Genomic DNA, 24337 nt, shown 5'->3' with positions numbered 1-24337 from the left:
GATAGACTAACAAAAGATTCTCACGCACAATAGCGGCATGACCCACCCATTGGCAGTTGTGTGCATCATTGGCTCGTGTATTTCGCTCCAGCTCGGAGCCGCGTTAGCCATCCAACTTTTCCCCGTCGCCGGGGCCTGGGGTACCGCCGCGGTGCGTTTGCTTCTCGCCGGATTAATTTTGCTGGTCCTTACCCGCCCGAAATTTCACACGTGGACGCGCAAGCAATGGCTGGGCGTCGCGCTTTTCGGCGCCTCGCGGGGTTTGATGAATGGCTTTTTCTATAACGCCATCAACCACATTCCGCTGGGAACTGCGGTGACCATTGAGTTCCTTGGCCCCTTGGCGTTGGCGGCTTTCTTATCGCGCACGCTTCGCGATGCCGCCTGCGTCGCCCTCGCCTTAATCGGCATGGTGCTGCTCGGCGTTGATTCCTGGACCGGCGAGGCGCTATCCCCACTGGGCGTGGCTTTTGCGCTCATCGCCGGGGTGTTTTGGGTGTGCTATATCCTCGCGTCCAAAAAGGTCGGCGTTTTAGTGCCCGGCCAGGGTGGGTTGGCTGTAGCACTTATTATCGGCGGGCTGCTCATCTTGCCCGTATCGGGCACTCAATCCTTGGTGATTTTTAGCACCTGGAATTTCGTCGCCATCGCGGTGGGCACGGCGGTCCTAGCCTCGCTGATTCCCTACTCTTTAGAGCTGGTGGCGCTGCGCCGGCTCGCGCCCAATGCCTTTTCCATCCTGATTTCCCTCGAGCCGGTCTTCGCCGGGCTCTTTGGGTGGATTTTGCTGGCGCAAAACCTCAGTGTTCTCAAAATTTCGGCCATCGTACTCGTGGTGATGGCCTCTATTCTTCAAACACTTTCCGCCAGCGCCCCAGCTGCGCGCAGCCGAGTGCGCAGCAAAGCGGCTTAACGTACTGCCAGCCCGACCTTTTGGAAGGACTTCAAATCCGTGTAACCGCACTTGGCCATCGCGCGGCGCAAACCGCCAACGAGATTCAGCTGGCCAAAGGGCTCATTGGACGGGCCGTACAGGACGGTTTCCAAGCTGGGCTGGTTGTTTTCTTCGATGCCATCGACATCAAAGTCCAACGGGCTGACATATTCCACCACGCCGCGCGGAAAGCGTGGGTGCCCGGCAGCGGCGGGCCAGTAAAACCCGCCCGCGCCGGCTTCGGCTGCTTGCGCCAGCAGTGGGCCCAAGATGACAGCATCGGCACCACAGGCAATGGCCTTGGCCATATCCGCCGAGGAGGTCAGATCATCATCGGCCAGAATGTGCACGTAGCGGCCACCGGTCTCATCCAGGTAGTCGCGGCGCGCGGCGGAGACATCTGCGATAGCGGTCGCCAAAGGCACATCAATACCCACGGTTTCCGCATTGGTATTCACGCCGCCGCCGACAATGACGCCAGCCGCGCCCGTGCGCATCAAGTGCAACGCGGTGGTGTAATCCACCACGCCGCCGGCAATGACGGGTACTTCCAACGTGCCGATGAACTCCTTCAAGTTCAACGGCTCACCGCCGGTGGAGACGTGCTCGGCAGAAAGCAGAGTGCCTTGAATAAACAGCAACTCCGCACCGGCGGCGATGACAATCGGCGCAATCTCACGCGCGTTTTGTGGAGATACTCGCACCGCCACGGTCACGCCGGAATCACGCACCTGCGCGATGCGCTCCGATAACAGCTCTGGCTGCAATGGTGCTGCGTGCAATTCCTGCAGCACGGAAAGATCTCCTGCGTTTTGGCACACCTTCGCGATAGCTGCGTCGAGGTCTTCATGGCGACCCCACAGGCCCTCCGCGTTGATAACGCCTAGCCCGCCCTGTTTGCCCATTTCAATGACAAATTCCGGGGAGGCTAGAGCATCCGTTGCGTGAGAGACCACGGGAATGTCGAAGGTATAGGCATCAATGTGCCACTGCGTGCTCGCATCCGAAGATGAGCGAGTACGGCGGTTGGACACCAAAGAGATATCAGCAAGGTCATAGGTCCGGCGCGCCTCGCGGCCAATACCGATTTCAACGTAGTCACGCATGAAGTGTTCTTAATCCTTAACGGTAGTTCGGAGCTTCCACAGTCTGCTGCAAGTGGTGCGGGTGGGATTCAGCCAGCCCAGCAGTGGTAATGCGCACGAACTGCTTCGTCTTTAACTCCTCAATAGTAGCGGAGCCAGTGTAGCCCATCGACGCGCGTAGGCCGCCCACAATCTGGTGAGTAATCTGACCGATTTCACCGCGGTACGGAACCTTGCCTTCCACGCCTTCTGGTACCAGCTTGTCTTCGCTGCGCACATCTGCCTGGAAGTAACGGTCCTTGGAGTAAGAACGCTTCTCGCCAGATAGGCCACGGCCTTGCATAGCCCCCATCGAGCCCATGCCGCGGTAGCGCTTGTACTGCTTGCCGCCAACGACGGCGATATCGCCTGGCGCCTCGAGTGTGCCCGCGAACATCGAGCCCAACATGACCGAGTCTGCACCGGCTGCCAATGCCTTGGCCACGTCACCGGAGTACTGCATGCCGCCATCAGCAATGATTGGCACGCCGGCAGCGGATGCGACGGTGGCCGCTTCCATGATCGCGGTAATCTGCGGCGCACCCACACCAGCGACCACGCGCGTGGTGCAAATAGAACCAGGGCCAATACCAACCTTGATGGCATCCGCGCCCGCATCAATCATCGCCTGCGCTGCCGAACGGGTCGCCAGGTTGCCACCGACGACATCCACATGGGCGCCAAAGTCCTTTTTGACCTGGGAGACCATTTCCAGCACCCGATTATTGTGCGCGTGGGCGGAGTCGACTACTAGGACGTCCACGCCGGCATCGACAAGCAAACCTGCACGCTCATATGATTCATCGCCGGTGCCGATACCTGCCGCAACCAGCAAGCGACCCGAAGCATCCTTCGAAGCATTCGGGAACTGCTCGGTCTTAACAAAGTCTTTAACGGTGATAAGCCCGACGAGCTTGTTGTTGTCATCGATAATCGGCAGCTTTTCTACCTTATTCGCCGACAACAGCTCCAAAGCTTCGTCCTTGCTCACTCCTTCCTTGGCCACAACCAGCGGCATGGAGGTCATGATCTCGGAAACCTTGCGGCTGTAGTCGCGCTCAAAGCGCATATCGCGGTTGGTGCAAATGCCCAGCAGCGTGCCGTCTTCATCCACGACCGGCAAACCCGAAATGCGGAAACGGGCGCACAGGTCATCGACTTCCTGGATGGACATATCCGGGTGCGCGGTCACGGGATCGGTGACCATGCCGGACTCGGAACGTTTGACGATTTCGACCTGCTCGGCCTGCTCTTCCGAGGACAGGTTGCGGTGCAAAACGCCAATGCCACCCTGGCGCGCCATCGCCACGGCCATGCGTGCTTCGGTCACGGTATCCATCGCGGCGGATGCCAGCGGAATGCCCAAACGAATATTGCGGGTGAACTGCGCCGAAGTATCTACTTCCGACGGGACTACATTAGATTCAGCCGGCAGCAACAGCACATCATCAAACGTCAAGCCATGCAGCGCAACTTTGTTGGGGTCATCTCCACCGGTAGAAACACGATTTACGGACATTAAGGGCCTTCTCCTTCGCACACGCTTTTCTTTTTCCCTACCTTAATCCCTCCTCCCTGGATATTCCTATCCCTGTTAGCTAGGTAATAGTTGCAAGCGCCTGTCAGGGGTATAATTAATTGCCTAATCTGCGGGGATTACCTAGGCTCGGGGGCGTGAACTTTTTCGCCAATATGCCCAAAGATCCCTTTGCTGATGATCCCAATGATCCGGCATCTTTCATTGAGGATGATGAGCACGCTGAGCAGGTAGAGCCCCTGACGGCTGAGGAGCGTTTTGCTCTCAACCGCGACTTAGAGCTCGTCCAAGAGTTTGCCACGCACCTAAGCCCGCGCGGCATCGATGGCATCTTCATGTTCTGTGAGGACTGCGAAGAACCACACTTTTATGAGTGGGACATCATGGCAGCCAATATGAAAAGCATGCTTAACGATGAACTCTCGGCCGTCCACGAACCCGGCGCCGAACCAGACCCCAATCGTTATGTCCCGTGGGAATACGCGGTGGGTTTTATTGATGGGACGCATTCCCATCGCTTCGGGTAGCACCAGTTAGTGCAAGCACAAAGCCTCTGAGATACTCCGCTAGTTGCGGGGAAATCTCAGAGGCTCTTGTTGTGTGCGGCTATTAGTAGTTAACCTGCGGCGGAGTCAGTCCGTCGCCATTGGAGTTGCCGGGGTCTTCCGTGGGCTCGGTCGGACGCGTCGGCGGTGGCAGTGGATTCGGCACGGAGCTGTCATAGACCGTGGTGGTCTCCACAACCGTGTCCGTATACTGCTCCACGACCGTAGTGGTCACGGTTTCGCGTTCCGGAGACTCGCTAGGCTCTAAGGTCTTGGTCTCCGGCGAAGGTGCCGGGCCTTCCACCGTTTCGGTCACCGTGGTCGTGCGCGCGGCAGAATCACGGTTGGCGCGCGAGGCCTTATTGGCTTCGCTTTCTGCTGCCTGCCTATCGCCCTGGGCGCGCGAGGCCAGATTCCGTGCTTCTTCCAGCAGCGCGCGGGTGCCTGCCAAATCGCCTGAGGCCGCAGCAGCGTCCATTTCATCCAACGTGCTGGCTAGTTCCACAAAGGCGTCATCAGAAGAGCTAAACAGGCTCTGATTCATGCCATACAGCGGCGAACCAGGCCCCGCGTTATAGATGGCCGCGCCAGATCCCGCGATCAGAACCGTGGCAGCAGCCGCACCGATAAGTCCGTTCATCAGTGGACGGCCCTTCCGGCGGCGCTTGCGGGCGTTGGACAACGAGATAATTTCCGGCTCTAATTCCGCGCCCTCAACCACTGGCGCAGCCGGCATAGGACGTTCCACGTCTTCGCGCAGCTCTAAAAACAGTGCGGCAAGCTCATCTGCACCGTCAGAAGGATCATTACCTAAGGAAAGCTCGGTCAGGAAAGCATCATCGTCAATGAGCGGCTGCAGCTGCTCCGCATTGGGCGTGGACGAATCATGCCCATCATTTTTCTTAACCATGCCTACTCCCCCTTTCCCTGGTGATTAGTCATTTTATTGTGTCACTATCGATTTATTAAGAAACGTTGCCAAAGTCTTGTAAGTCTCCGTCAGCCATCGTTGGCTGTGCCTACTGCCTTTCGCAGCTGTGCCAGCGCCCTGTGCTGGGCAACTCGCACCGCGCCGGGCGTGGAGTCAACAACCTCCGCGGTCTCTTCCGCAGACAGCCCAACAAACACTCTCAAAATGACGATGTTGCGGGCCTTGTCACTTAATGTATCGAGCAAAGATCGCACTCTGTTACTACCATCGCTGACCAAAGCAAACTCTTCCGGATTATCGCTATTATCAACAGAATCCGGCACTTCTTCGGTCGGCAGCGTGCGGTCCCGGCCCATCGCCCGGTGGGCGTCGGTGACTTTATTAAAGGCAATGCCGTAGACATACGCCATAAACGGACGGCCTTTATCCACGTAGGTAGCAATCGAGGTTGCTACGGCCAAGCAGATTTCTTGAGTGACATCTTCTGCCGTGGGTTGTCGCCCGCCCCCGATGCGAGCACGGCAATAGCGCAAGACCTGCGGATAAATGATCCGCAAAATGTCTTGCACGGCACGACGATTGCCGTCCACAGCCAGCGGAACCAGGTCCGCTAACTCCTTTTCGGTATCGCTCACGTCTCCAATGCCCTTCACTGTTTAACCGTTAGGTCTTAGATCTTAGTCGTCTTGCGCCCCGCACAAACTGTAATAGCCTAACAAGACATCTGAACTTTGTCAGAGAACTAAGTGTGAGTCACCGTATTGCAGAATGCCAAATCGTTACGCATTTTTCGCTTAACGATGCCCCGTTGCCCCTCCCCGACGCCGCAGGTCGCTACCCCCGCGCGGGAAAGAAAACCCGGGAAAAAGAAGAGTTCACCTACCTTTAACCTTGGTTAAGCGCGCAGGTCAGCGGCTAAAAATTGCGGCGACTTGTGGTCAGACTACGGAAATTCAACCCATTGGCTACTTTTTGTTCATCAATTCGCGAAACACTACGTCTTGGCCATGTGAGCGGCATTTTTCCAATGTCGTGCATCGGCGCCAGAATTTTTCGCTATCTTTTCCATTCTTATGGCAAATAAGGAGTCTTAACCGTGTCACAGCCACATCTGCTTCCAGGGCCCAACGCTGATTTTTGGGAATGGCAGCTGCATGGCGCTTGCCGTGGAGAAAATTCGGATGTGTTCTACCACCCCGACGGCGAGCGGGGACGCGCTCGCTCCCAGCGGGAAAACCGTGCGAAAGCTATTTGTGCCGCGTGCCCAGTGCTGCAGCTGTGCCGCGATCATGCGCTGCAGGCCGCAGAACCCTACGGTGTGTGGGGTGGCATGAGCGAGTCTGAGCGTTCCGTCGCGCTGCGCGGACACCGCCGCAAGAAGGTCTCTGTCTAAAAGGTCTCTGCCTAATACGGCAGTACTGTCCGGGGCGTGGTGGATAAACCACGCCCTTTGTGCTTTTTATCCAAGTACGGTGGGCGGTGTAAGAAACACTACTCGTCACGGGCAAGGATGAACCGTACATGTCAAACTTTTCTGGAATAGAACTCAATCAACAACTCATCGCCGGCACTTGGCGCGACGGCAATTCGGACCGTGTGGCAAAGACCAGCAATCCTTATGATGATTCGGTGCTCGCGGAAATTCAGCAGGCTTCTGCTGCCGATGTCGATGAAACCTACGAGGCCGCGAAGAAGGCGCAACCAGCTTGGGCGGAGATGGCTCCAGCGAAGCGTTCGGCGATTATTTATAAGGCCGCGGAGCTGCTGGAAGAAAAGCGCGAGGAAATCGTCGATCTGCTCATTCGCGAATCCGGCTCCACGCGCGGCAAAGCCAATTTGGAAGTCACCCTCGCGGCCAATATCACGCGCGAATCCGCGTCCTTCCCGGCGCGCATGCACGGGCGCATTTCACCGTCGAATTTCCCCGGCAAGGAAAACCGCGTCTACCGCGTGGCCAAGGGCGTCGTCGGCGTCATCAGCCCCTGGAATTTCCCGCTGCACTTATCCATTCGCTCGGTCGCCCCGGCGTTGGCGCTGGGCAATGCTGTCGTGCTCAAGGCCGCGAGTGATACGCCCATTACCGGTGGGCTGATCCCCGCGCGTATTTTCGAAGAGGCCGGCGTGCCGGCAGGGGTTATCAGCAACCTCAGCGGCGCGGGCTCGGAAATCGGTGACCACTTTGTCACCCACCCCGTGCCAAAGCTCATCTCCTTTACTGGTTCTACCCCGGTGGGCCGTCGCGTCGGCGAGCTGGCCATCAACGGCGGGCCAATGAAAAATGTGTCCCTGGAGTTGGGCGGCAATGCCCCGCTGGTTGTGCTTGCCGATGCCGACGTCGACAAAGCCGCACAAGATGCCGCGATGGGCTCTTTCCTGCACCAGGGCCAGATTTGCATGGCGGTCAACCGCGTGATCGTTGATGGTTCTATCTACGATGAATTCGTGGAGAAATTCCTGGATGCGGTCCGCGCTATTCCCGTGGGCAATCCGGAAGAAGACAAGAATGTCGTCGGCCCGATTATCAATGACAGCCAGCTCGATGGGCTAAAGAAGAAAATCGCGCAGGCGAAAGACGAGGGCGCGACGGTAGCGCTGGAAGGGCCAATCAATGGCCGGCTTGTCTCCCCGCACGTATTTACCGATGTCACCCGCGATATGGAAATCGCGCGCGAAGAAATCTTTGGTCCCCTGATTGGCGTGATGAAAGCCAATGATGAAGACCACGCCATCGAGCTGGCCAATGATCCGGAATTCGGGCTCTCCGCGGCGGTGTACTCCCGCGATATCGATCACGCATCGCAGGTGGGGTTGCGCATTGAATCCGGCATGGTGCACATCAATGACCTCACGGTCAATGATGAAGCACACGTGATGTTCGGCGGATTAAAGAACTCCGGCTTGGGCCGCTTCAATGGAGACTGGGCCATCGAGGAGTTTACCGATGACCGCTGGATTGGCGTTAAGCGTAGCTAGCCAAGTATTTGCCGGTCAGCGACCCATCGGCGTGCATTAGGTCCTTGGGCGCACCGGCAAAGACGACGGTGCCGCCCTCGGAGCCGGCGCCCGGGCCAAGGTCAATGACGTGGTCGGCGTGAGCAACCACAGCCAAGTGGTGCTCCACGCAGACTACGGTGTTGCCGGCTTCCACCAGGGTGTCTAATAACCCCAGCAGCATTTCCACATCGGCCAAATGCAAACCGGTGGTCGGCTCATCCAGGATGAGAATATCTGCCGCCGCCTTCGAGCCTAGGTGCACCGCGAGCTTCAAACGCTGGCGCTCACCACCCGACAAGGTGTTCAAGGCTTGGCCCAAGGTGATATATCCCAGACCGACGCTGACTAGGGTGTCGCAAATCTTCGCGGCCGCGGCCACTTTGGATTCTTTCGCTGTGAAATACTCGGCTGCTTGCTCCGCGGGAAGCTCGAGTACATCAGCAATATTTTTCCCACCAAGCGTGTAGCCCAAGACCTCATCGTTAAAACGACGGCCCTCGCAGACTTCACAGGGCACATCCGCACCGCTCATCAGCCCTAAGTCCACCCAGACAACGCCGGCCCCATTGCAGTGCGGGCAGGCGCCATCGGAATTCGCCGAGAACAACCCAGGTTTTACCCCGTGTGCTTTGGCAAAGGCCTTGCGGATGGAATCCAGCGCGCCGGTATAGGTTGCCGGGTTAGAGCGCCGAGAGCCGCGAATGGCAGTCTGATCGACAAATAATAAGCGCCCAGAATCCCTCAAGTCCTGCGGCAAGCACGCCATCAGCGAGGACTTGCCCGAACCCGCCACACCGGTAATGGCGCTGAGCTGTCCCAGCGGGATATCAACATCGACATTATCCAGGTTATTTTTCGCAGCGCCGCGAATTTCCACCACGCCCGTGGCCTTGCGCACGGTGTCTTTGACGGGAACGCGGTCGCCCAAGTGCTTGCCGGTTAAGGTATCGGAGGCTTTCAGCTCGTCAAAAGTACCCGTAAAAGTAATTTCTCCACCGTGGGTTCCGGCGCGCGGGCCGAGATCAATGATGTGATCGGCAATCGCAATGGTTTCTGGTTTATGTTCCACCACCAGCACGGTGTTGCCTTTATCGCGCAGCTGGAGCAGCGTGCGGTTCATTCTTTCAATATCCGCCGGGTGCAGCCCGGCCGTGGGCTCATCGAAGACATAGGTGGCATCGGTTAGCGCCGAGCCCAAATGCCGCACCATGCGCGCGCGTTGGGCTTCACCTCCAGATAACGTGCCCGACGGACGCGACAGGGTCAAATACCCCAGTCCAATGTCGATGGCGGTGTGGAGGGAGGAGGATAAAACATCGACAAGCGGAGCAACGCGCTCATCGTGAACTTCGTCTAACCACGTAAGAACCTCAGGCAATTCCACATCGGAGATATCGGCGATGGATTGGCCATTAATCAGCGACGTGCGCGCATGCTCCGCCAAACGCGTGCCGCCGCACTCGGGGCAGGCGATAAAAGTTACGGCGCGCTCGACGTACTCGCGCAGGCTCTTTTGCAAAGTCTCCGGGTCTTTGGCCAGCAACGACCCCTTCATCCGCGGCACTAGGCCGTTGTAGGTGACGTTGATGCCGTTGGTTTTCACCTTTTCATCTTCGACGTAGTACAGCTTGTGCTTTTCTTCGTCGGTGAAGTCTTTGACGGGCTTATCCGCGGGGTAAAAGCCGGATTCGGCGTAGGCTTTCCAGGACCAAGAGCCTACTTTCAGCCCCGGCAGCAAAATAGCGCCATCATTGATGGACAGGTTTTCATCGACCACAGCGGAGAGATCGATGTCAGAGACGCGGCCGGTGCCATCGCAATGTGGGCACATGCCGCCGGTGCGCTCGAATTTGGTTACAGTCTTCTTGCCGTCGTTGACGCTCATCGCGCCTTGCGCGCTTACCGATGGCACGTTGAAAGAATACGCGCCCGGTCCGCCGACGTGCGGCTCGGCGATGCGCGAAAAGAGCACGCGCAACATGCCGGTGATATCGGTAACGGTGCCGAAGGTGGAACGAGTATTGGCTGCGAGTGGCTCTTGGCCAACGATGATCGCCGCGGTGAGCCCTTCGAGGTGCTCGACGTCGGGGCGGGCAAGCGATTGCATAAAGCCTTGCACAAAGCCGGGGTAGGTTTCATTGATCAGCCGCTGGGATTCCGCGGCGACGGTGTCAAAGACCAGCGAGGACTTGCCGGAACCAGACACACCGGTAAACACCGTCAGTTGACGCTTCGGGATATCGATGCTGACGTTTTTCAAGTTATTGTCGCTGGCACCGACAATGCGAATATATTCTTGTCCAATCACTTCAGCTACTTTACATTCATCTTCGCCCGCAGATCACAAACGCGCCCTGCGAGTGCAGGGCGCGTTTGTGTTGACGTGCTAGCGTGCCGAAGCGATGCCAGCAGCGTGGGTTTTAGTGGTGATGGTGGTGTCCACCAGCGGCAGCCTCGGCGGCTTCAGCTGGCTTTTCCACGACCGATGCCTCGGTGGTCAACACCATGCGAGCCACAGAGGTGGCATTGACAACTGCGGAGTGGGTGACCTTGACTGGATCGATAACACCGTTGGTGATCAAATTGTCGTAGGTCAAGGTGGCGGCGTTGAAGCCTTCACCGTTGGGCAGCTCTTCGATGCGTGCGACAACAACTGCACCATCGAGGCCTGCGTTGTGAGCAATCCAGTACGCAGGACGAGTCAGCGCGCGAGCAACTGACTGAACGCCAATCTTGGCCTCATTGTCGAATTCGTTGGCGAATTCATCCAAGCCCTTGGCAATTTGTACCAGCGCGGAACCGCCGCCGGCGATGACGCCTTCTTCAACAGCTGCGCGCGCAGCGTTGATGGCATCTTCGACGCGCAGCTTGCGCTCGTTGACTTCAGTTTCGGTAGCAGCGCCGACGCGGATAACCGCGACGCCACCGGAAAGCTTCGCCAAACGCTCTTCGAGCTTTTCCTTATCCCATGTGGAATCGGTGCGCTCGATTTCGCGACGGATAAACGCCCGGCGCTCTTCGACGGCTTCGGCGGTGCCAGCGCCATCGACAAGCACTGTGTCGTCCTTGGTCACGGTGACGCGACGTGCGCGACCGAGAACTTCCAGACCAGCCTCATTCAAGTTGACGCCGACTTCTGGGTCAATCACGGTGGCGTTGGTAACCACAGCGAGATCGTCCATGAATGCCGAACGACGCTCACCGAAGTATGGCGACTTCACAGCCGCGACCTTCAAGGTCTTGCGAATAGCGTTGACAACCAGTGCCTGCAAAGCTTCGCCTTCAATGTCTTCAGCGACAATCAGGGTTGGCTTATTGGACTCGGCAATCTTTTCCAGCAGTGGCAGGAAATCTGGCAGGGAGGAAATCTTGTTGCGTACCAGCAGGATTTGCGCGTCGTCCAAAACCGCCTGGGAGGTTTCTTCCTCGGTGGCGAAATATGGCGACAGGTAGCCCTTGTCAAAGGAAATGCCCTCGGTGATATCCACGCTGGATTCAATCGACTGGGATTCCTCGACGGTGACCACGCCGTCTTTGCCTACCTTGTCCATGGCACCGGCGACCATCTCTCCGATCTCTGGATCGCGGGAAGACACGGTCGCAATCTGCGCAATCTCGGTCGCGGAGTTGACCTGGGTCGCGCGAGCCTTGAGCTCTTCAACGACCTTTTCCGCTGCCGCCGCGATACCGCGGTTGAGCTCGACCGGATTGGAACCAGCAGCAACGTTACGCAGACCTTCATAGATGAGCGCCTGCGCTAGAAGCGTTGCGGTAGTCGTGCCGTCGCCTGCGGTGTCATTGGTCTTGACTGCAACCGACTTCACCAGCTGGGCGCCGAGGTTTTCAAAAGGTTCGTCAACGTCAATATCACGCGCGATGGTCACACCATCATTGGTCACGGTTGGGCCGCCGAAGGACTTCGACAGCACCACGTTGCGGCCGCGTGGGCCGAGCGTGACCTTCACAGCGTCGGCGAGAGTATCTACGCCGCGCTGGATGCCCTTGCGGGCTTCTTGATCAAATGCAATCAGCTTTGCCATGTGTGGCTAAACCGCCTTACTTACTTCTCGATTACAGCGAGCAGGTCACGAGCAGACAGCAACAAGAACTCTTCGCCGTCGTACTTGAGCTCAGTTCCGCCGTACTTGGAGAAGATGACGGTGTCGCCTTCGTTGACGCCGACTGGGGTCAGCTCACCCTTGTCGTTTGCGCGGCCTGGGCCGACTGCAACAACGGTTGCTTCCTGTGGCTTTTCCTTGGCAGAATCTGGGATAACCAGACCGGATGCGGTGGTGGTTTCAGCTTCTACAATCTGAACAAGAACCTTGTCCTCAAGTGGCTTAATGTTTGCCATGGTGATGATTCCTCCGTGTGAAATCTCTTAGTTGCGTTTGTGCCGGTTGCATCATTAGTCCAGCACAGCCGTCGTCGCGGGTGAACAACTGTGGGTCAAACAACCTTGATTAGCACTCTACCCGCGCAAGTGCCAGCTCTCAACAAAAGCCTTCACATCGGCGGTTAGCTGTGCGCGAACGCCGCTTCTTGCCTGCTAGCCAAGCATAGTGAAAGAAAATAAAGCACTGCCTTCCGTGACGGGAAAGCAGTGCGGAGAAGCTGCGCGAGAGATTTCCGAGGATTAGTCAGCGCTTTCTTCGGCCTGTCGCTTCGCGGCAGCTTCCGCGCGGCCAGAATTAATCACGGCCGCGCGCCACAGGCGGTATTCTTCTTCATAATCTTCGCGGTAGTTCTCGACGGCGCGCACGGAGTTTTCCACGCCTTCAATAATGTCATCGGTAACATCGCCGCCTTCGGATTCCACGAAGATCACCGCGCCAGAAATCGCGCGCAATGGGTCCTGCAAAAAGGACGGGTTGCCGGTGTCAGCGGTATTGCGAGCAAGGGAGGCCACCGGGTTGGGCTCAGCGCCTTCGGCTTTGGCTTCCGCATTAAATAACGCCGCATAATGTGAGCCGTCTTCCTGGAATGCCACGGCCACGCGGTCTTCAGTAGCGCCGCCAAGAAATTGGTTAGCATGTTCCAATTCAAACTCGATCTTGCGGCGAGTGAGGTCAGGGTTGACGAGGAATCCGGTGATCATGGAAAAAGCCCACGCTCCTTAAACACAGATGCGTAAATAAATTAATGCAGTAATCAGTACTAAACCTAGCCTGATATCGATTCTCGCGCTTGCCTAGCTGAGCGAACTTTCGATGAACAAACTTATAACTACGCCCCACTAGCGACCAACGGGACCTCGACATCCAATGAGGTATCGGTGCCGACAGCCAACCCAGATGGCGCCGCGCCTTCGTGAATGACCTGGCCGGCCAAAGCCGCAATCATCACGCCGTTATCGGTGCACAGTTCAAAACGTGGCACGCGCAGTTCCACCCCTGCGGCCGCGCAGCGTTGGGCAGCTAGCTCGCGAAGCCGCGAATTAGCCGCTACCCCGCCGCCGAGCAGCAAAACGCGCGCACCGGTGTCTTCACACGCGCGAATCGCTTTGGCGGTCAGCACATCGCAGACAGCTTCTTGAAAAGACGCGCACACATCTTCCACGGAAATCACGCGGTCTTCGCGCTCGGCTTTTTCTACGTAACGCGCGACGGCGGTCTTGACACCGGAGAAAGAAAAGTCGTGGCGGTGTTCCCCGCGCAGGTCTTCTTTGCGGTTGAGCCCGCGCGGAAAGTCGATGGTGGGCTGGCCGCGTCGAGCTAGCTTATCGATGACCGGCCCGCCCGGATATCCCAAGCCCAACAGCCGGGAGACTTTGTCATATGCTTCACCGGCCGCGTCATCTAAGGTCGAGCCGAGTTCTTTCATGGGCTTGCCCACGGCATCGACTTCCAGCAATTGCGTGTGCCCACCGGAGACTAAGAGCGCGACCGCATGCGGCAGTTCTTCGCCTTCTAGGTTGGCCACGGCAACGTGTCCGCCCAGGTGGTTGACGCCGTAAAAAGGCACGCCCCACGCCGAGGCATAGGCCTTGGCTGCCGATGCTCCGACCAACAGCGCGCCAGCGAGACCAGGCCCCACGGTCGCGGCCACAGCATCTGGCTTAACGATGCCCGCCTCATCCAACGCCGCCTGCATTACCTGCGGCATCGCCTCTAAGTGCGCGCGCGAGGCGATTTCGGGGACCACGCCGCCAAAGCGTGCATGCTGTTCCATCGAGGACGCCACTGCGTTGGCCAGGATGTCCATATCGCCATTGTCGGCCAAGTTAATAATGCCCACGCCGGTTTCATCGCAGGAGGTTTCAATGCCTAAGACAATCATGGTTGCTCCGGGGTTTTATCCGAGTTTGTGTCAGTGACGCTGTCGCGTTTCATGGTGTGCGCATCCGCGCCGGAGGGTTGGTAGTAGTTGCGGCGGATTCCGAGGTGTTTAAAACCATAGGCCTTATACATCTCAATTGCAGGCTCATTGCCCACGCGGACTTCCAAAAACAGCGGCGCCTTTTTCAAGTCAGCGATGTAGCAAATATTGTCCATCATCATCCGGCCAATGCCGCGGCGTTGGTACTTCGGATCGGTGCCGATGGTCAAGATTTCAAATTCCGGGTCATCGACGTGCCCGCGCAGGCCAATGCCGGCGTATCCGACCAGCAGACCATCTTCTTCGACGCCGAGGTAGAAGTTATAGGGTTGTTGGAATTCCAGCTCGAAGTTTTCTTTCGACCACGGGGTATCCCCGGAAAATAACTGCTCCTCAAGTTCCGCACAGCGTGCGGCATCTTCGCGAACCAGCTCCCGCAAATACATTTATAGCTCCACTTCTGGAATCGCTGCCGACCGCGGCCGCGCCGCCGGTTCTTTGGCATCCGGACGACGCAGATACAGCGGCACCAAAGGCCCAGGTTCTTTCTCCAGCCCAGAAGTCTCGGCCGCGCGCGCTAGACCGTAAACACTCGGCGATAAATGCTCAATGTGCGCGGAGTGAAAAGCCTGCGGCAACCGCTCCAGCAGGTGTTGCGGGATGGAGACAACATCAACATCACGTGCCGGAAGTTCCTCGGGGCGCACAACATCGGGATCACCGAGGCGCTCAGCGTGGCCATCAGCCAGGTGGTAGAAGGCGAAGTAGATTTCTTTGCGGCGTGCATCGGTAGCTACCAGCGCCGTCGCAGGACCGTTAAAGCGACGGGCCAGCTCATTGGCGATGGCGTCATGGGTGCACACACCGTGGACGGGAATGGACAAAGCCTGCCCCAGCGCGGATGCAGTAGCCATGCCCACGCGCAAGCCGGTAAAGGGGCCGGGGCCCACGCCGACGGCAATGGCATCGATAGCTGCGTAGCCACGCTGTTGTTTAGCAATGACTTCCTCCACAGCCGGCATCAACTGCTCGCTCAGTAGCCGGGTGTCCTCGATGACTTTTTCCGTCAGCTCTCCGGAGGCTATATCGACAACGCCGGTGACTAAATCAGGAGTAGCGGTATCTAAAGCTAAAACGCGCATTAGCCGACCATGAGCCAGGTATCATTCGGGTCCTTGATAAAGGTCACCAAGGCGGCAGGGTTAATCGGCTGCGCGGACTGCAACTGACCGCACAGGTCAATGTCCTTGCGGAAGTACTTCTCAGCAATCGGCTGACCCTGGGTAGGCAGCACCAACATGTAGTTGGAGTGCTCTGGGATAGCGCCGTTTTCAAAGGCAAACAGCGCAGGGTCTACGCCGAGCTGCGCGATATTGTCTTCGGTAACACCTGGGCACACGGGCATGACCGCGCTGATGTTTTCACCCCAGATATCCAAAGGCGCCAAGGAGGTTCCGTGCAAGTCCATCTCTTCTACTTGCTCGATGCTGGATTCTAAGTCTCCGGTGATAGCGGCCTCAGCACGGGTGGCGTTAAACGCGATCAGGCCCATGAGCACGACTAGCCAGCCGGCCACAATAACGCCTACTAGTGCCTTGGTTTTTTCCGACAGCATGGAACTCCTTATTTAAACAAACGCATAGGGGTGCATATTCCTCGTTATACAGTACGCGTGTTCGCGCAAGGGGTTGAAACCGGAGGAGTGAAATCAGCAATAATTCAGGCGATACCCAGCCTAAGTGGAGCTCCGCTTAGCTGGAGCTCCAGCGCCAGGTGATGACCCGAGCGTGAGAATCCGGGTCGTCTTCCAACGCGGACTCGCGGTCTAAGGTGACCAGCAAATAACGTTCGGTGATTTGCTCTACCAATCCCCCGCCCCATTCGGCCACGACCACGGCATTATCTAGGTCCGTATCTAAATCCAAGGCATCTAATTCGCCTAAAGGGTCAGCGGTGTTACCGGTGCCTTCGCCGAGTAGGCGGTAGGCATCGACGTGTACGAGCGCGGGGCCATCGACAAGCGAGCGATGCTCGCGCGCGATGACAAACGTCGGCGAGGTCACGCGCCCTTTGACCTGCATCCCGCGCGCGATGCCCTGGGTCAAGGTGGTCTTGCCCGCCCCGAGCGGGCCATCGAGGATCACTACATCACCAAAGGCGAGGCTGCGACCGAGTTCTTCGCCGAAAGCTTGAGTCTCGGACGCGGTGGCGCACTCCACGCGACCGTGGGAGGACAGACTCATAGGTCGATTCCGCCTTCGTAGATTCGTTTGGTGCGCCCGGTGGGACGGCAGATGATTTCATAGTTGATGGTGCCGGCGGCATCGGCAAGCTCGGTGGCGCTGTGGCCGCCTTCGCCGAAGATGATGGCCTCATCATCCGCGCGTACCCCGAAGGGGTTATCGCCTAAGTCGATGACAATCTGGTCCATGGATACGCGCCCAACGTGTGGATAGGACTTGCCGCCGATGGTGACCTGCAAAGAGCCTTGAATCGATCGTGGCAAGCCATCGGCGTAGCCGACGGGAAGTACGGCTAAATATCCATCGGCGGGTGCGGTCCAGGTCAGCCCGTAGCAGGAGGATTCGCCCTTTTTAATGGGCTTGACGTTGATGATATTTGCCGCCCAGGTCATCGCTGGCTGCAATTCGTGGTCGAGTCCGGCCACCGGCTCCAGGCCATAACAGGCCAGCCCGACCCGGACCTGGTCAAAGTGCAGATCCGGACGAGTGAGCGTCGCCGGGGAATTAGCCAAGTGATTGATGGGGCATTCCAAACCGGCCTCGCGTGCCTGCGCAATAGCGGCGCGAAATTCTTCTGCCTGGACATCCGTATGCGGATTATCGGGTTCATCGGCGCACGCCAAGTGGGACATCAGGCCGGTGACTTCGATATGGGGGGCATCGTTAAGCAATGCGAAAACCTCAGCCCACTGCGCGCGGTCTACCCCATTACGATGCATCCCGGTCTCAACCTTGATGGCTACTTTGACGGGCACTTCAATATCCACGAGCACCTGTGCGTGCTGCAGCGACGGCACGCCGATGACGATATTGGAGCTGAGCGCATCCGATAAATCCTGCTCAGGCTCCCACATCCACGCCACCAACGGCGCGTCGATGCCCATCGAGCGCAGCGCTACTGCCTCATCCACCGTGGCGCAGCCCAGCACGTCTGCCCCGGCTTTGAGCATGACCGGGGCGACTTTCTCCACGCCGTGGCCGTAGGCATCGGCCTTGACCACGCACATCAGGCGAACGTCGGGGCCTACTAACTCCTTGAGTTTGTGCACATTGTGGGAGATGGCATCCAAGTTGATTCGAGTGGAAAGTAGCGACATGGGTTTATTGTAGGTCGGCTACTCCACTGTCACCGATTTAGCCAGGTTACGTGGCTGATCGACGTCATAGCCTTTGGCTTCGGCGACTTTGCAAGCAAAGATTTGCAAAGGCACGGTAGCAAGCAAAGGCTGCATCAGCGTCGGAGCCTGCGGGATGCGGATGATGTGGTTGGCGTAGGCCTCGACTGCTTCATCGCCTTCTTCGGCAATGACGATGGTGATCGCGCCGCGGGCGCGTACTTCTTGGATGTTGGAGACGACCTTGGCGTGCAAGGAATCTCGCCCGCGTGGCGATGGCACAATGACAAAGACTGGCTGGCCTTCTTCGACCAGCGCGATTGGACCGTGCTTGAGCTCGCCGGCGGCAAAACCCTCTGCGTGCAGGTAGGCAATTTCTTTGAGCTTGAGCGCGCCTTCGAGTGCGACGGGAAAGCCGACATGGCGGCCTAGGAAGAGCACGGAGGTGGCATCGTTAAGCGAGGTGGCAAGCGCGGAGACTGTGTCTTTGCCGTCGATGACGGTTTGAACCTTGTCGGGCATTGCGCGCAGGTCGGACAAGATGGATTCGACTTCATCGGCGAACATATTCCCGCGCAGCTGCGCGAGGTAAAGACCCAACACGTAGGTGGCGGTAATCTGTGCCAAAAAGGCCTTGGTGGAGGCCACGGCGATTTCGGGGCCGGCGTGGGTATACAGCGCGGCATCGGCTTCGCGTGGGATGGAAGCACCTTGGGTATTGCAGATCGCGATGACCTTCGCACCCTGCTGGCGGGCGTGGCGCACGGCCATGAGGGTATCCATGGTCTCGCCTGATTGCGACAGGGCGACGACCAGGGTCTTTTCATTGACGATGGGATCGCGGTAGCGGAATTCGTGCGCTAATTCGACCTCGGTGGGAATGCGGCACCAATGTTCAATGGCATAGCGCGCGACATGGCCGGCATAGGCGGCGGTGCCACAGGCGATGACGATGATCTTATCGATGGATTTCAGCAAGGACTCATCAATGCGCAGCTCATCGATGGCAAGGTTGCCCTTCTCGTCGACGCGGCCCATCAAGGTATCGCGCACTGCCGCTGGCTGATCGTGGATTTCTTTTTCCATAAAGGAGGCAAACCCGCCCTTTTCGGCTGCGGCGGCATCCCATTCGATGTCGAAGCGCTTGCCTTCTTGGGGGTTGCCTTCGTAGTCGGTGATGATGACTTCATCAGCGGTGACGGTCACGATGTGATCGTTGTCCATCTCCACGGCCTTTTTCGTGTAGTCGATAAAGCCGGAGACATCAGAGCCCAAGAAGTTCTCGCCCTCGCCCAGGCCGATGACGAGTGGTGAGTCGCGACGTGCAGCGACAATACGATCCGGCTGGTCGGCGTGGAGGGCGAGCAGGGTAAAGGCGCCATCGAAAAGCTGGCAAGCCTTGCGCATGGCTAAGGTGAGGTCACCGGTTTCCTGGAATAAATCCCCCAGGACGGTTGCGGCGACTTCGGTGTCTGTTTCGGAGACAAAGTAGTAGCCATTGTCTTGCATGTCCTTTTTGAGCTCGGCGAAGTTTTCGATGATGCCATTATGTACCACCGCAATCTTGCCGCCGGCGACGACATGTGGGTGCGAGTTGATATCGCTAGGACCGCCGTGGGTTGCCCAGCGTGTGTGCCCAATGCCCAAAACCGATTCCGGCAAGGGGCGCGCGGCGATCTCTGCTTCCAACGCTGCTACCTTGCCTGCTTTTTTGCGCCACTGGAGCTCACCGTCGGAGTACACAGCAAGACCTGCTGAGTCATATCCGCGGTATTCCAGACGACGAAGTCCTTCGAGGACAACGTCCTCGGCAAAGTACTTTCGGTTCTCGGAAGAGTGACCGGCATATCCTACGATTCCACACATAGGCACAAACTTTACAACAGGTTTTCCGATCCTTTCATCACAAGAATCGGCCTGGATTTGCCAAATTCCCGATACCAGGAAAAACCGGCGCGCAGTGAGGTGAAGTGTGTGCAAGATTTCACCCCTGCCTGGCCAAATTGGCCGGAATTCACCTGCGCTGGGATGTTAGTGCTTCATGGAAAGTTAACTTGTTCTATCCTGGGTACTGTGTCTGCGAATTTGAAGAAACACCTGGCAACTTTGTCCAAGCGTGGAAGCCACCGCGTGCTCGTCGGCGATCTGGATTACGCCGGCCTGCCCGGTAAGGTTTACGCCCCGGCGGAAGGCAAGGGGCTTGCCGCGGTTGCGTTCGGGCATGACTGGCGCAAAAACGTCAAAGATTACCACGCGACCCTGCGGCATTTGGCCAGCTGGGGTTTTGTGGTCGTTGCGCCGGATACCGAAACCGGTCTTATCCCTAACCACCGCAACTTAGCCGCGGACTTAGAGTCCAGCCTGCAGGTGGCCGCCGGGGTCAAGCTGGGCAACGGCAATATTACGGTCTCCCCGCACAAATTGGGGCTCATCGGGCACGGCATGGGCGGTGCCTCCGCTGTGCTGGCTGCAGTGGATAATGAGAAGGTCAAGGCCGTGGGCGCGTACTATCCTGCGCAGTCTTCTCCGTCTGCTGATGCCGCCGCGCGCAGCCTAGAAATCCCTGGCCTTATTATCGGCTCCGGCCGCTCCGATATTTTTAATTCCGGAAACCCCGCGAAGCTTGCCTATAACTGGGGCGGCGACGTTACCTACCGTGAGATCACCAAGGGCACCCAGCAGGGTTTTTCAGAAGATTTATTCTACAAATTAGCCATCGGCTCCGGCGCGTTCCAAGCCTCGCAAGCAGAAATTGCGCGCGGGCTCATGGTTGGTTTCTTAAAGCACCAGCTCGAAGGCGATAAGACGTACTCAGATTTCTCTGAACCAGACGCTAGCGCCAAAGGCATCGAAAGCTTCTTTGGCGATAGCCTTGCAGACCGCGCCGGCGAACCGTCTGCTGGTGAATTAGCTCCAGTCCGCCAGGAGTCCTAACTACATTCTTCGCAGGACAGATTTCACCTGCCCCGGTGCCTTTCGCGGCGCCGGGGTTTGTTGTTTTTCTGGCACCGCGGCGGCCGGTTTCACCGGCGGTTGCGGCTGGACTGTCGGCTGTGGAATCTCCGGGGTTCGGTAATCGAGCGGGCGGTTATGCGCTACCGGTTGCGCCACTTCCCCGCTTGGTGCGGTGCGCCGCGCTTCGGCCGCTGCACGCTCAGCCGACTTTTCCAGATCGCGTTGTGCCTTTTCTAGTGTCGCTTCAAACTCCGTAAGCCGCGCCGCTGCGCGCTTGCGAAATTGTTGCGCGAATTCTTCAAAATCCATTACCACGCGCCTGCCTTTCGTGCCGGACTGTTAGTAGTTGTTGGTGCAGCTGCGCTATCAGCGGAGCTTGGGTTGGGACCGGGTTCTGGGCTAGGTGGTGGAGGTTCCGCAGGTGCCGGTGCAGCTGGCGGATTCTGTGGCTGGTGTGCACCACTGTCTTCTACAACGACATCCCCTGTTCCAGATACTGCGCTGAGCTTTTTCGGTGGTGGTGTAGGTTCGGGCACTTTGGATAAATCCTCCGGTAGCGGGGTGACTTCAGGCTTGGGCTGTTCAGGTTCCGGTTCTGGCTCGGGTTCGGGTTCGGGTTCCGGCGTTTCACCGAAGTGCTCCAAGCATTCGGAAATACCCATCATCAGCGCGCCGAGGCCCAAGATGGCAATGCCTACGCCGACCGCTCCCAAAACTCCGCAGCAGCTCGTGGATTCGGCAACCGGTTCACAGGGTTGCTCTGGTTGGACTGGTTCGGCCGGTTCGCTAGGTTCCTCGACGCAGTCCTCTGCTGGTGCGGGTTCAGGTTCACACGCTTCCACCGGCACTGGCTTCGGCTGCGGCTTTGGTTTATCGCAGTCAGGGGTGTCTTGGATCTTTTCTGGCGGTGGGCAGGCTGCAGGCTCTGGAGTTGGAGCTGGGGCTGGCGGCGGCGCAGGTGCGGATTCGACGGGCTTGGTCGGTGCTGGTTTGGGCTCGACCGGTTTCGGTTCTACCGTCTTAGTCTCCACTGGCTTAGTCTCGACCGGTTTGGTCTCTTCTGGGCATGGATCCACCGGCTTGGGTGGGGGTTCACAGGTGTGTTCGCCAGCTGGTGCTGCAGGCAGCGGGCAGTCAGAGGTCTCGGGAGGCTCACACGGCAGTGGACGATCGCCTACGTCATCGCAGCGACGAAGAAATTCTTCAAAGCATTTCTCGACGCTGTCATCGCGGTCTTGGCAGGTACCAACGATTTGTTCATTGGTGTCTTCAATGAGACCGCCGGCAACGCCGATGGCTGTGGAGGTCAAAGCACCCATCGGGGTGCGGCGAAGAAACTGGGTGAGAATAGAAATCAAATGCGTGGCTGGTTCTAAAATCTCTGACATTGCGGTATCTGAAGTGGTGCAAATGTCTTCGATAGTCTCCGCGCACTTTTGTGAATCTTTGACCAGTACGCTGCACTGCTCATCGTCTTCTTCGTCATCGGCGGCCAGCTTGTCAAAATGGTCCACCAGCATCCCGCCGCCAAAAGAGCCCAGTGCATTAGTGACCATCGTGCGGAAGAAATCGCCGACTCCACGTGGTCTTTTACCGCGTACACCCCGAGACGTCGGGCCGACAGCGGCGGCGGTGCCTGCGACTAATTCTTGGGTGTTAAGCCCATCCACGGCGCCGATTTTTTGTTGCAACAGCTCAAAAGGTGTCGACGGACCAGAATAAGCTCCCAACGACGCTGCTTGAAACTGCGCGACTGCTGCGTGGTAGTCCGCTAATTTTCCGGCTGCCATGGACGATAATGCGCTCATTTGCCATCCCCAATATCAAATTGGTTCAACGTTGCCGCCGAGTCATCATCGGTTGTTCGCGCCACGCCATAATCTGCAATGGCCACCGCTGCAGAGCGAGCGATGTTGTGCAATTGGCTATTGCGGCGCTGATGAATTCGCGCAAGCGTCGATTGGATGCTGCGGGCATAGCCGGTGAAATCGCGTCCAGCCGCTGCCTGTGGGAAACGCGGTACCTGTTGGTTTAAGGCGTTTTGGCGCTCGACGGTGTCATCGATAAGCTCTTGCAATTTCCCGACGGCTTCGGAATGGTCAAAATGTACATCTGACATGCGAAAGCCCTCCCCCTTGGTAAAGTCCGTAAATGCACACGAGTTCGTGCGTTATCAATATTGGACTGCAACCTGAACTTGAAAGTTCCGGGGAAGGGCTAAAAGTTGCTGCTGTCGGCTCTAGGCGGCGGCTACCACTGCAGCTAGGCGACCTGCGACCTTGCGGGCTTGTTCTGCTTCCGCGGCTTCGACCATGACGCGGAAAAGCTCCTCGGTGCCAGAAGGTCGCAGCAAGACGCGGCCAGATTCACCGAGTTCTTCTTCTGCCTGCGCAATCGCGGCGAGTACCTCGGAAGAATCCAGGATGGTGGCCTTATTTGACACAGGCACGTTAATCAGCGTCTGTGGCAAGACTGTCATCACGGATGCTAATTCCTTCAATGACTTCCCCGTCTTTGCCATGCGCGCCATCAAGGACAGACCGGATAAAATGCCATCGCCGGTGGTGCAATCTTCCGGCAACACAATGTGACCGGATTGTTCGCCGCCGAGTGAATAATCCCCGCGCATCAGCTCTTCGACGACGTAGCGATCGCCCACCTGGGTTTCGCGTACTTCAATGCCTTGTTCCTTCATGGCGAGCTTGAGCCCCAGGTTCGACATCACGGTGGCAACCAAGGTGTTAAAGCGCAGGCTGTTTTCTTCTTTCATACCGACGGCCAAAATCGCCATGATCTGATCGCCATCGACGACGTTGCCCTCGGCATCGACAGCTAAGCAGCGGTCTGCGTCGCCATCGTGCGCCAAGCCCAAATCAGCGCCGTGCTCAAGCACTGCTTCCTGGGTCTTATCGATGTGGGTGGAGCCGCAATCATCATTGATGTTGAAGGCATTGGGCTTGTTGTGAATCGGAACGACTTCGGCGCCCGCCTCGCGGTAGGCTTCGATGGCTACGCGCGATGCCGCGCCATTGGCTGCGTCCACCACGACTTTTAGCCCGGAAAGATCGACCGGTACGGCCTGGTGCAAATGCTTGCGGTAGCGATCGCGGGCATCGGGTGACTCGGAGATGATGCGGCCGAGCTTGGTGCCAGTTGGGCCGTCATCGCTCAAGCGCTCCATGGTTGCTTGGATCTGGTCTTCGACGGCATCCGGCAGCTTGCGACCACCGGCGGCAAAGAACTTGATGCCGTTATCAGGCATGGGGTTGTGCGAGGCGGAAATCATCACGCCCAAATCCGCGCCGTAGTCATCGGTCAAAAACGCGATGGCTGGAGTCGGCAGCACACCGACCCGCACTACGTCGACGCCGCGGGAGGCTAGGCCAGCAGCGATGGCCGCATCCAGCATCTCCCCGGATACGCGGGGGTCGCGTCCGATAATCGCAGTCGGACGCAGTTCATAGGATTCGCGGTCAGCGGTGAGCACTTCCGCTGCTGCTTGTCCCAGGCGCAAGGCCAAAATAGGCGTGAGTTTCTTATTTGCGAGGCCGCGAACTCCGTCGGTTCCAAAAAGTCGAGTCATATACCAATTATGCACTCTCGCGGCTGCAAAGGCGCGGTTGGGGCGCAGGCAACGCGCG

General features: G+C 57.9%; 24 protein-coding genes. 5 read left to right on the top strand and 19 right to left on the bottom strand.

Annotated elements, in window-relative coordinates; translation table 11 throughout:
* The first annotated feature begins 37 nt into the window (after nt 1-37).
* Complete coding sequence (locus tag CAMM_RS02890) at nt 38-913, top strand: EamA family transporter (RefSeq protein ID WP_003848182.1); 876 nt, start codon at nt 38-40, stop codon at nt 911-913.
* On the opposite strand, the gene CAMM_RS02885 is transcribed toward CAMM_RS02890, so the two are convergent.
* Both CAMM_RS02885 and guaB read right to left on the bottom strand, forming a co-directional pair.
* Complete coding sequence (locus CAMM_RS02885; protein WP_003848184.1) at nt 910-2040, bottom strand: GuaB3 family IMP dehydrogenase-related protein; 1131 nt, start codon at nt 2038-2040, stop codon at nt 910-912. The genes CAMM_RS02890 and CAMM_RS02885 overlap by 4 nt on opposite strands.
* Before the next feature lie 16 nt (nt 2041-2056).
* Entirely contained in the window at nt 2057-3577 is a 1521-nt protein-coding gene (gene guaB, locus CAMM_RS02880) for an IMP dehydrogenase (protein ID WP_003848186.1), read from the bottom strand.
* Nucleotides 3578-3732: 155 nt separating this feature from the next.
* Between guaB and CAMM_RS02875 the strand changes: the two genes are divergently transcribed.
* Nucleotides 3733-4122: a DUF5319 domain-containing protein gene (locus tag CAMM_RS02875; protein WP_040355894.1), complete on the top strand. Its 390-nt coding sequence runs from the start codon at nt 3733-3735 to the stop codon at nt 4120-4122.
* 82 nt (nt 4123-4204) lie between these two features.
* Here the strand turns inward: CAMM_RS02875 and CAMM_RS02870 are convergent, their stop codons facing one another.
* Together CAMM_RS02870 and CAMM_RS02865 are read right to left on the bottom strand one after the other, a co-directional pair.
* On the bottom strand, nt 4205-5050 hold the full coding sequence (locus CAMM_RS02870; protein WP_003848190.1) for a hypothetical protein: 846 nt from the start codon (nt 5048-5050) through the stop codon (nt 4205-4207).
* An 89-nt stretch (nt 5051-5139) separates the two neighbouring features.
* The gene (locus CAMM_RS02865) at nt 5140-5706 is read right to left on the bottom strand and encodes a sigma-70 family RNA polymerase sigma factor (RefSeq protein ID WP_040355946.1); all 567 of its coding nucleotides are present in this window, start codon (nt 5704-5706) and stop codon (nt 5140-5142) included.
* 461 nt (nt 5707-6167) lie between these two features.
* Between CAMM_RS02865 and CAMM_RS02860 the strand changes: the two genes are divergently transcribed.
* Nucleotides 6168-6464 carry a WhiB family transcriptional regulator gene (locus CAMM_RS02860; RefSeq protein ID WP_040355898.1) on the top strand — a complete coding sequence of 99 codons (297 nt, stop codon included), beginning with the start codon at nt 6168-6170 and terminating at the stop codon, nt 6462-6464.
* Nucleotides 6465-6592: 128 nt separating this feature from the next.
* Entirely contained in the window at nt 6593-8044 is a 1452-nt protein-coding gene (gene vdh / locus CAMM_RS02855) for a vanillin dehydrogenase (RefSeq protein ID WP_003848197.1), read from the top strand.
* Here vdh and CAMM_RS02850 read toward each other — a convergent pair.
* The 11 genes from CAMM_RS02850 to glmS form a co-directional block, all read right to left on the bottom strand.
* Nucleotides 8031-10370 (bottom strand): ATP-binding cassette domain-containing protein, encoded by a 2340-nt coding sequence (locus CAMM_RS02850; RefSeq protein ID WP_171974901.1) that lies wholly within the window; start codon nt 10368-10370, stop codon nt 8031-8033. The two genes, vdh and CAMM_RS02850, sit on opposite strands and share 14 nt — an antisense overlap.
* A gap of 115 nt (nt 10371-10485) precedes the next feature.
* The gene (gene groL / locus CAMM_RS02845) at nt 10486-12105 is read right to left on the bottom strand and encodes a chaperonin GroEL (RefSeq protein ID WP_003848199.1); all 1620 of its coding nucleotides are present in this window, start codon (nt 12103-12105) and stop codon (nt 10486-10488) included.
* 20 nt (nt 12106-12125) lie between these two features.
* Complete coding sequence (groES, locus tag CAMM_RS02840) at nt 12126-12419, bottom strand: co-chaperone GroES (RefSeq protein WP_003848200.1); 294 nt, start codon at nt 12417-12419, stop codon at nt 12126-12128.
* A 282-nt stretch (nt 12420-12701) separates the two neighbouring features.
* Entirely contained in the window at nt 12702-13163 is a 462-nt protein-coding gene (locus tag CAMM_RS02835; RefSeq protein WP_003848201.1) for a hypothetical protein, read from the bottom strand.
* A 128-nt stretch (nt 13164-13291) separates the two neighbouring features.
* A complete protein-coding gene (gene tsaD, locus CAMM_RS02830) occupies nt 13292-14344 on the bottom strand; it encodes a tRNA (adenosine(37)-N6)-threonylcarbamoyltransferase complex transferase subunit TsaD (protein WP_003848202.1) in 1053 nt (350 codons plus the stop codon).
* Nucleotides 14341-14829 carry a ribosomal protein S18-alanine N-acetyltransferase gene (gene rimI / locus CAMM_RS02825; RefSeq protein WP_003848203.1) on the bottom strand — a complete coding sequence of 163 codons (489 nt, stop codon included), beginning with the start codon at nt 14827-14829 and terminating at the stop codon, nt 14341-14343. The genes tsaD and rimI overlap by 4 nt, the downstream gene beginning before the upstream one ends.
* Nucleotides 14830-15525 carry a tRNA (adenosine(37)-N6)-threonylcarbamoyltransferase complex dimerization subunit type 1 TsaB gene (gene tsaB / locus CAMM_RS02820; RefSeq protein WP_003848204.1) on the bottom strand — a complete coding sequence of 232 codons (696 nt, stop codon included), beginning with the start codon at nt 15523-15525 and terminating at the stop codon, nt 14830-14832.
* Complete coding sequence (locus tag CAMM_RS02815; RefSeq protein ID WP_003848206.1) at nt 15525-15998, bottom strand: hypothetical protein; 474 nt, start codon at nt 15996-15998, stop codon at nt 15525-15527. Before CAMM_RS02815 ends, tsaB begins: the two co-directional genes overlap by 1 nt.
* Nucleotides 15999-16134: 136 nt before the next feature.
* Nucleotides 16135-16626: a tRNA (adenosine(37)-N6)-threonylcarbamoyltransferase complex ATPase subunit type 1 TsaE gene (gene tsaE / locus CAMM_RS02810; RefSeq protein WP_003848207.1), complete on the bottom strand. Its 492-nt coding sequence runs from the start codon at nt 16624-16626 to the stop codon at nt 16135-16137.
* Nucleotides 16623-17723 (bottom strand): alanine racemase, encoded by a 1101-nt coding sequence (gene alr, locus CAMM_RS02805; RefSeq protein ID WP_003848209.1) that lies wholly within the window; start codon nt 17721-17723, stop codon nt 16623-16625. Before alr ends, tsaE begins: the two co-directional genes overlap by 4 nt.
* Before the next feature lie 18 nt (nt 17724-17741).
* Nucleotides 17742-19607 (bottom strand): glutamine--fructose-6-phosphate transaminase (isomerizing), encoded by a 1866-nt coding sequence (glmS, locus tag CAMM_RS02800; RefSeq protein ID WP_003848211.1) that lies wholly within the window; start codon nt 19605-19607, stop codon nt 17742-17744.
* A 207-nt stretch (nt 19608-19814) separates the two neighbouring features.
* Between glmS and CAMM_RS02795 the strand changes: the two genes are divergently transcribed.
* Nucleotides 19815-20675, top strand: coding sequence for a dienelactone hydrolase family protein (locus CAMM_RS02795; protein ID WP_040355915.1), 861 nt, complete (start codon nt 19815-19817; stop codon nt 20673-20675).
* On the opposite strand, the gene CAMM_RS02790 is transcribed toward CAMM_RS02795, so the two are convergent.
* From CAMM_RS02790 to glmM, 4 genes are all read right to left on the bottom strand, one after another.
* Nucleotides 20676-21005 carry a hypothetical protein gene (locus CAMM_RS02790; protein WP_003848215.1) on the bottom strand — a complete coding sequence of 110 codons (330 nt, stop codon included), beginning with the start codon at nt 21003-21005 and terminating at the stop codon, nt 20676-20678.
* The gene (locus CAMM_RS12855; RefSeq protein ID WP_003848216.1) at nt 21005-22504 is read right to left on the bottom strand and encodes a hypothetical protein; all 1500 of its coding nucleotides are present in this window, start codon (nt 22502-22504) and stop codon (nt 21005-21007) included. Before CAMM_RS12855 ends, CAMM_RS02790 begins: the two co-directional genes overlap by 1 nt.
* A complete protein-coding gene (locus tag CAMM_RS02780) occupies nt 22501-22815 on the bottom strand; it encodes a hypothetical protein (RefSeq protein ID WP_003848217.1) in 315 nt (104 codons plus the stop codon). Before CAMM_RS02780 ends, CAMM_RS12855 begins: the two co-directional genes overlap by 4 nt.
* A gap of 120 nt (nt 22816-22935) precedes the next feature.
* Complete coding sequence (gene glmM, locus CAMM_RS02775) at nt 22936-24279, bottom strand: phosphoglucosamine mutase (protein ID WP_003848218.1); 1344 nt, start codon at nt 24277-24279, stop codon at nt 22936-22938.
* Between the last annotated feature and the right edge of the window lie 58 nt (nt 24280-24337).

Origin of the sequence: Corynebacterium ammoniagenes DSM 20306 (assembly GCF_001941425.1) — a bacterium.
GTDB lineage: Bacteria > Actinomycetota > Actinomycetes > Mycobacteriales > Mycobacteriaceae > Corynebacterium > Corynebacterium ammoniagenes.
The sequence above is the reverse complement of the archived record's forward strand: the minus strand, read 5'-3'. Positions and strand labels throughout refer to the sequence as shown.

What these genes read in the sequence shown, in the direction of transcription:
- CAMM_RS02890 (WP_003848182.1), top strand. Translation starts at nt 38, where the DNA reads ATGACCCACCCATTGGCAGTTGTGTGCATCATTGGCTCGTGTATTTCG.
- CAMM_RS02885 (WP_003848184.1), bottom strand. Translation starts at nt 2,040, where the DNA reads ATGCGTGACTACGTTGAAATCGGTATTGGCCGCGAGGCGCGCCGGACC.
- guaB (WP_003848186.1), bottom strand. Translation starts at nt 3,577, where the DNA reads ATGTCCGTAAATCGTGTTTCTACCGGTGGAGATGACCCCAACAAAGTT.
- CAMM_RS02870 (WP_003848190.1), bottom strand. Translation starts at nt 5,050, where the DNA reads ATGGTTAAGAAAAATGATGGGCATGATTCGTCCACGCCCAATGCGGAG.
- vdh (WP_003848197.1), top strand. Translation starts at nt 6,593, where the DNA reads ATGTCAAACTTTTCTGGAATAGAACTCAATCAACAACTCATCGCCGGC.
- groL (WP_003848199.1), bottom strand. Translation starts at nt 12,105, where the DNA reads ATGGCAAAGCTGATTGCATTTGATCAAGAAGCCCGCAAGGGCATCCAG.
- groES (WP_003848200.1), bottom strand. Translation starts at nt 12,419, where the DNA reads ATGGCAAACATTAAGCCACTTGAGGACAAGGTTCTTGTTCAGATTGTA.
- CAMM_RS02835 (WP_003848201.1), bottom strand. Translation starts at nt 13,163, where the DNA reads ATGATCACCGGATTCCTCGTCAACCCTGACCTCACTCGCCGCAAGATC.
- tsaD (WP_003848202.1), bottom strand. Translation starts at nt 14,344, where the DNA reads ATGATTGTCTTAGGCATTGAAACCTCCTGCGATGAAACCGGCGTGGGC.
- rimI (WP_003848203.1), bottom strand. Translation starts at nt 14,829, where the DNA reads ATGTATTTGCGGGAGCTGGTTCGCGAAGATGCCGCACGCTGTGCGGAA.
- tsaB (WP_003848204.1), bottom strand. Translation starts at nt 15,525, where the DNA reads ATGCGCGTTTTAGCTTTAGATACCGCTACTCCTGATTTAGTCACCGGC.
- CAMM_RS02815 (WP_003848206.1), bottom strand. Translation starts at nt 15,998, where the DNA reads ATGCTGTCGGAAAAAACCAAGGCACTAGTAGGCGTTATTGTGGCCGGC.
- tsaE (WP_003848207.1), bottom strand. Translation starts at nt 16,626, where the DNA reads ATGAGTCTGTCCTCCCACGGTCGCGTGGAGTGCGCCACCGCGTCCGAG.
- alr (WP_003848209.1), bottom strand. Translation starts at nt 17,723, where the DNA reads ATGTCGCTACTTTCCACTCGAATCAACTTGGATGCCATCTCCCACAAT.
- glmS (WP_003848211.1), bottom strand. Translation starts at nt 19,607, where the DNA reads ATGTGTGGAATCGTAGGATATGCCGGTCACTCTTCCGAGAACCGAAAG.
- CAMM_RS02790 (WP_003848215.1), bottom strand. Translation starts at nt 21,005, where the DNA reads ATGGATTTTGAAGAATTCGCGCAACAATTTCGCAAGCGCGCAGCGGCG.
- CAMM_RS12855 (WP_003848216.1), bottom strand. Translation starts at nt 22,504, where the DNA reads ATGAGCGCATTATCGTCCATGGCAGCCGGAAAATTAGCGGACTACCAC.
- CAMM_RS02780 (WP_003848217.1), bottom strand. Translation starts at nt 22,815, where the DNA reads ATGTCAGATGTACATTTTGACCATTCCGAAGCCGTCGGGAAATTGCAA.
- glmM (WP_003848218.1), bottom strand. Translation starts at nt 24,279, where the DNA reads ATGACTCGACTTTTTGGAACCGACGGAGTTCGCGGCCTCGCAAATAAG.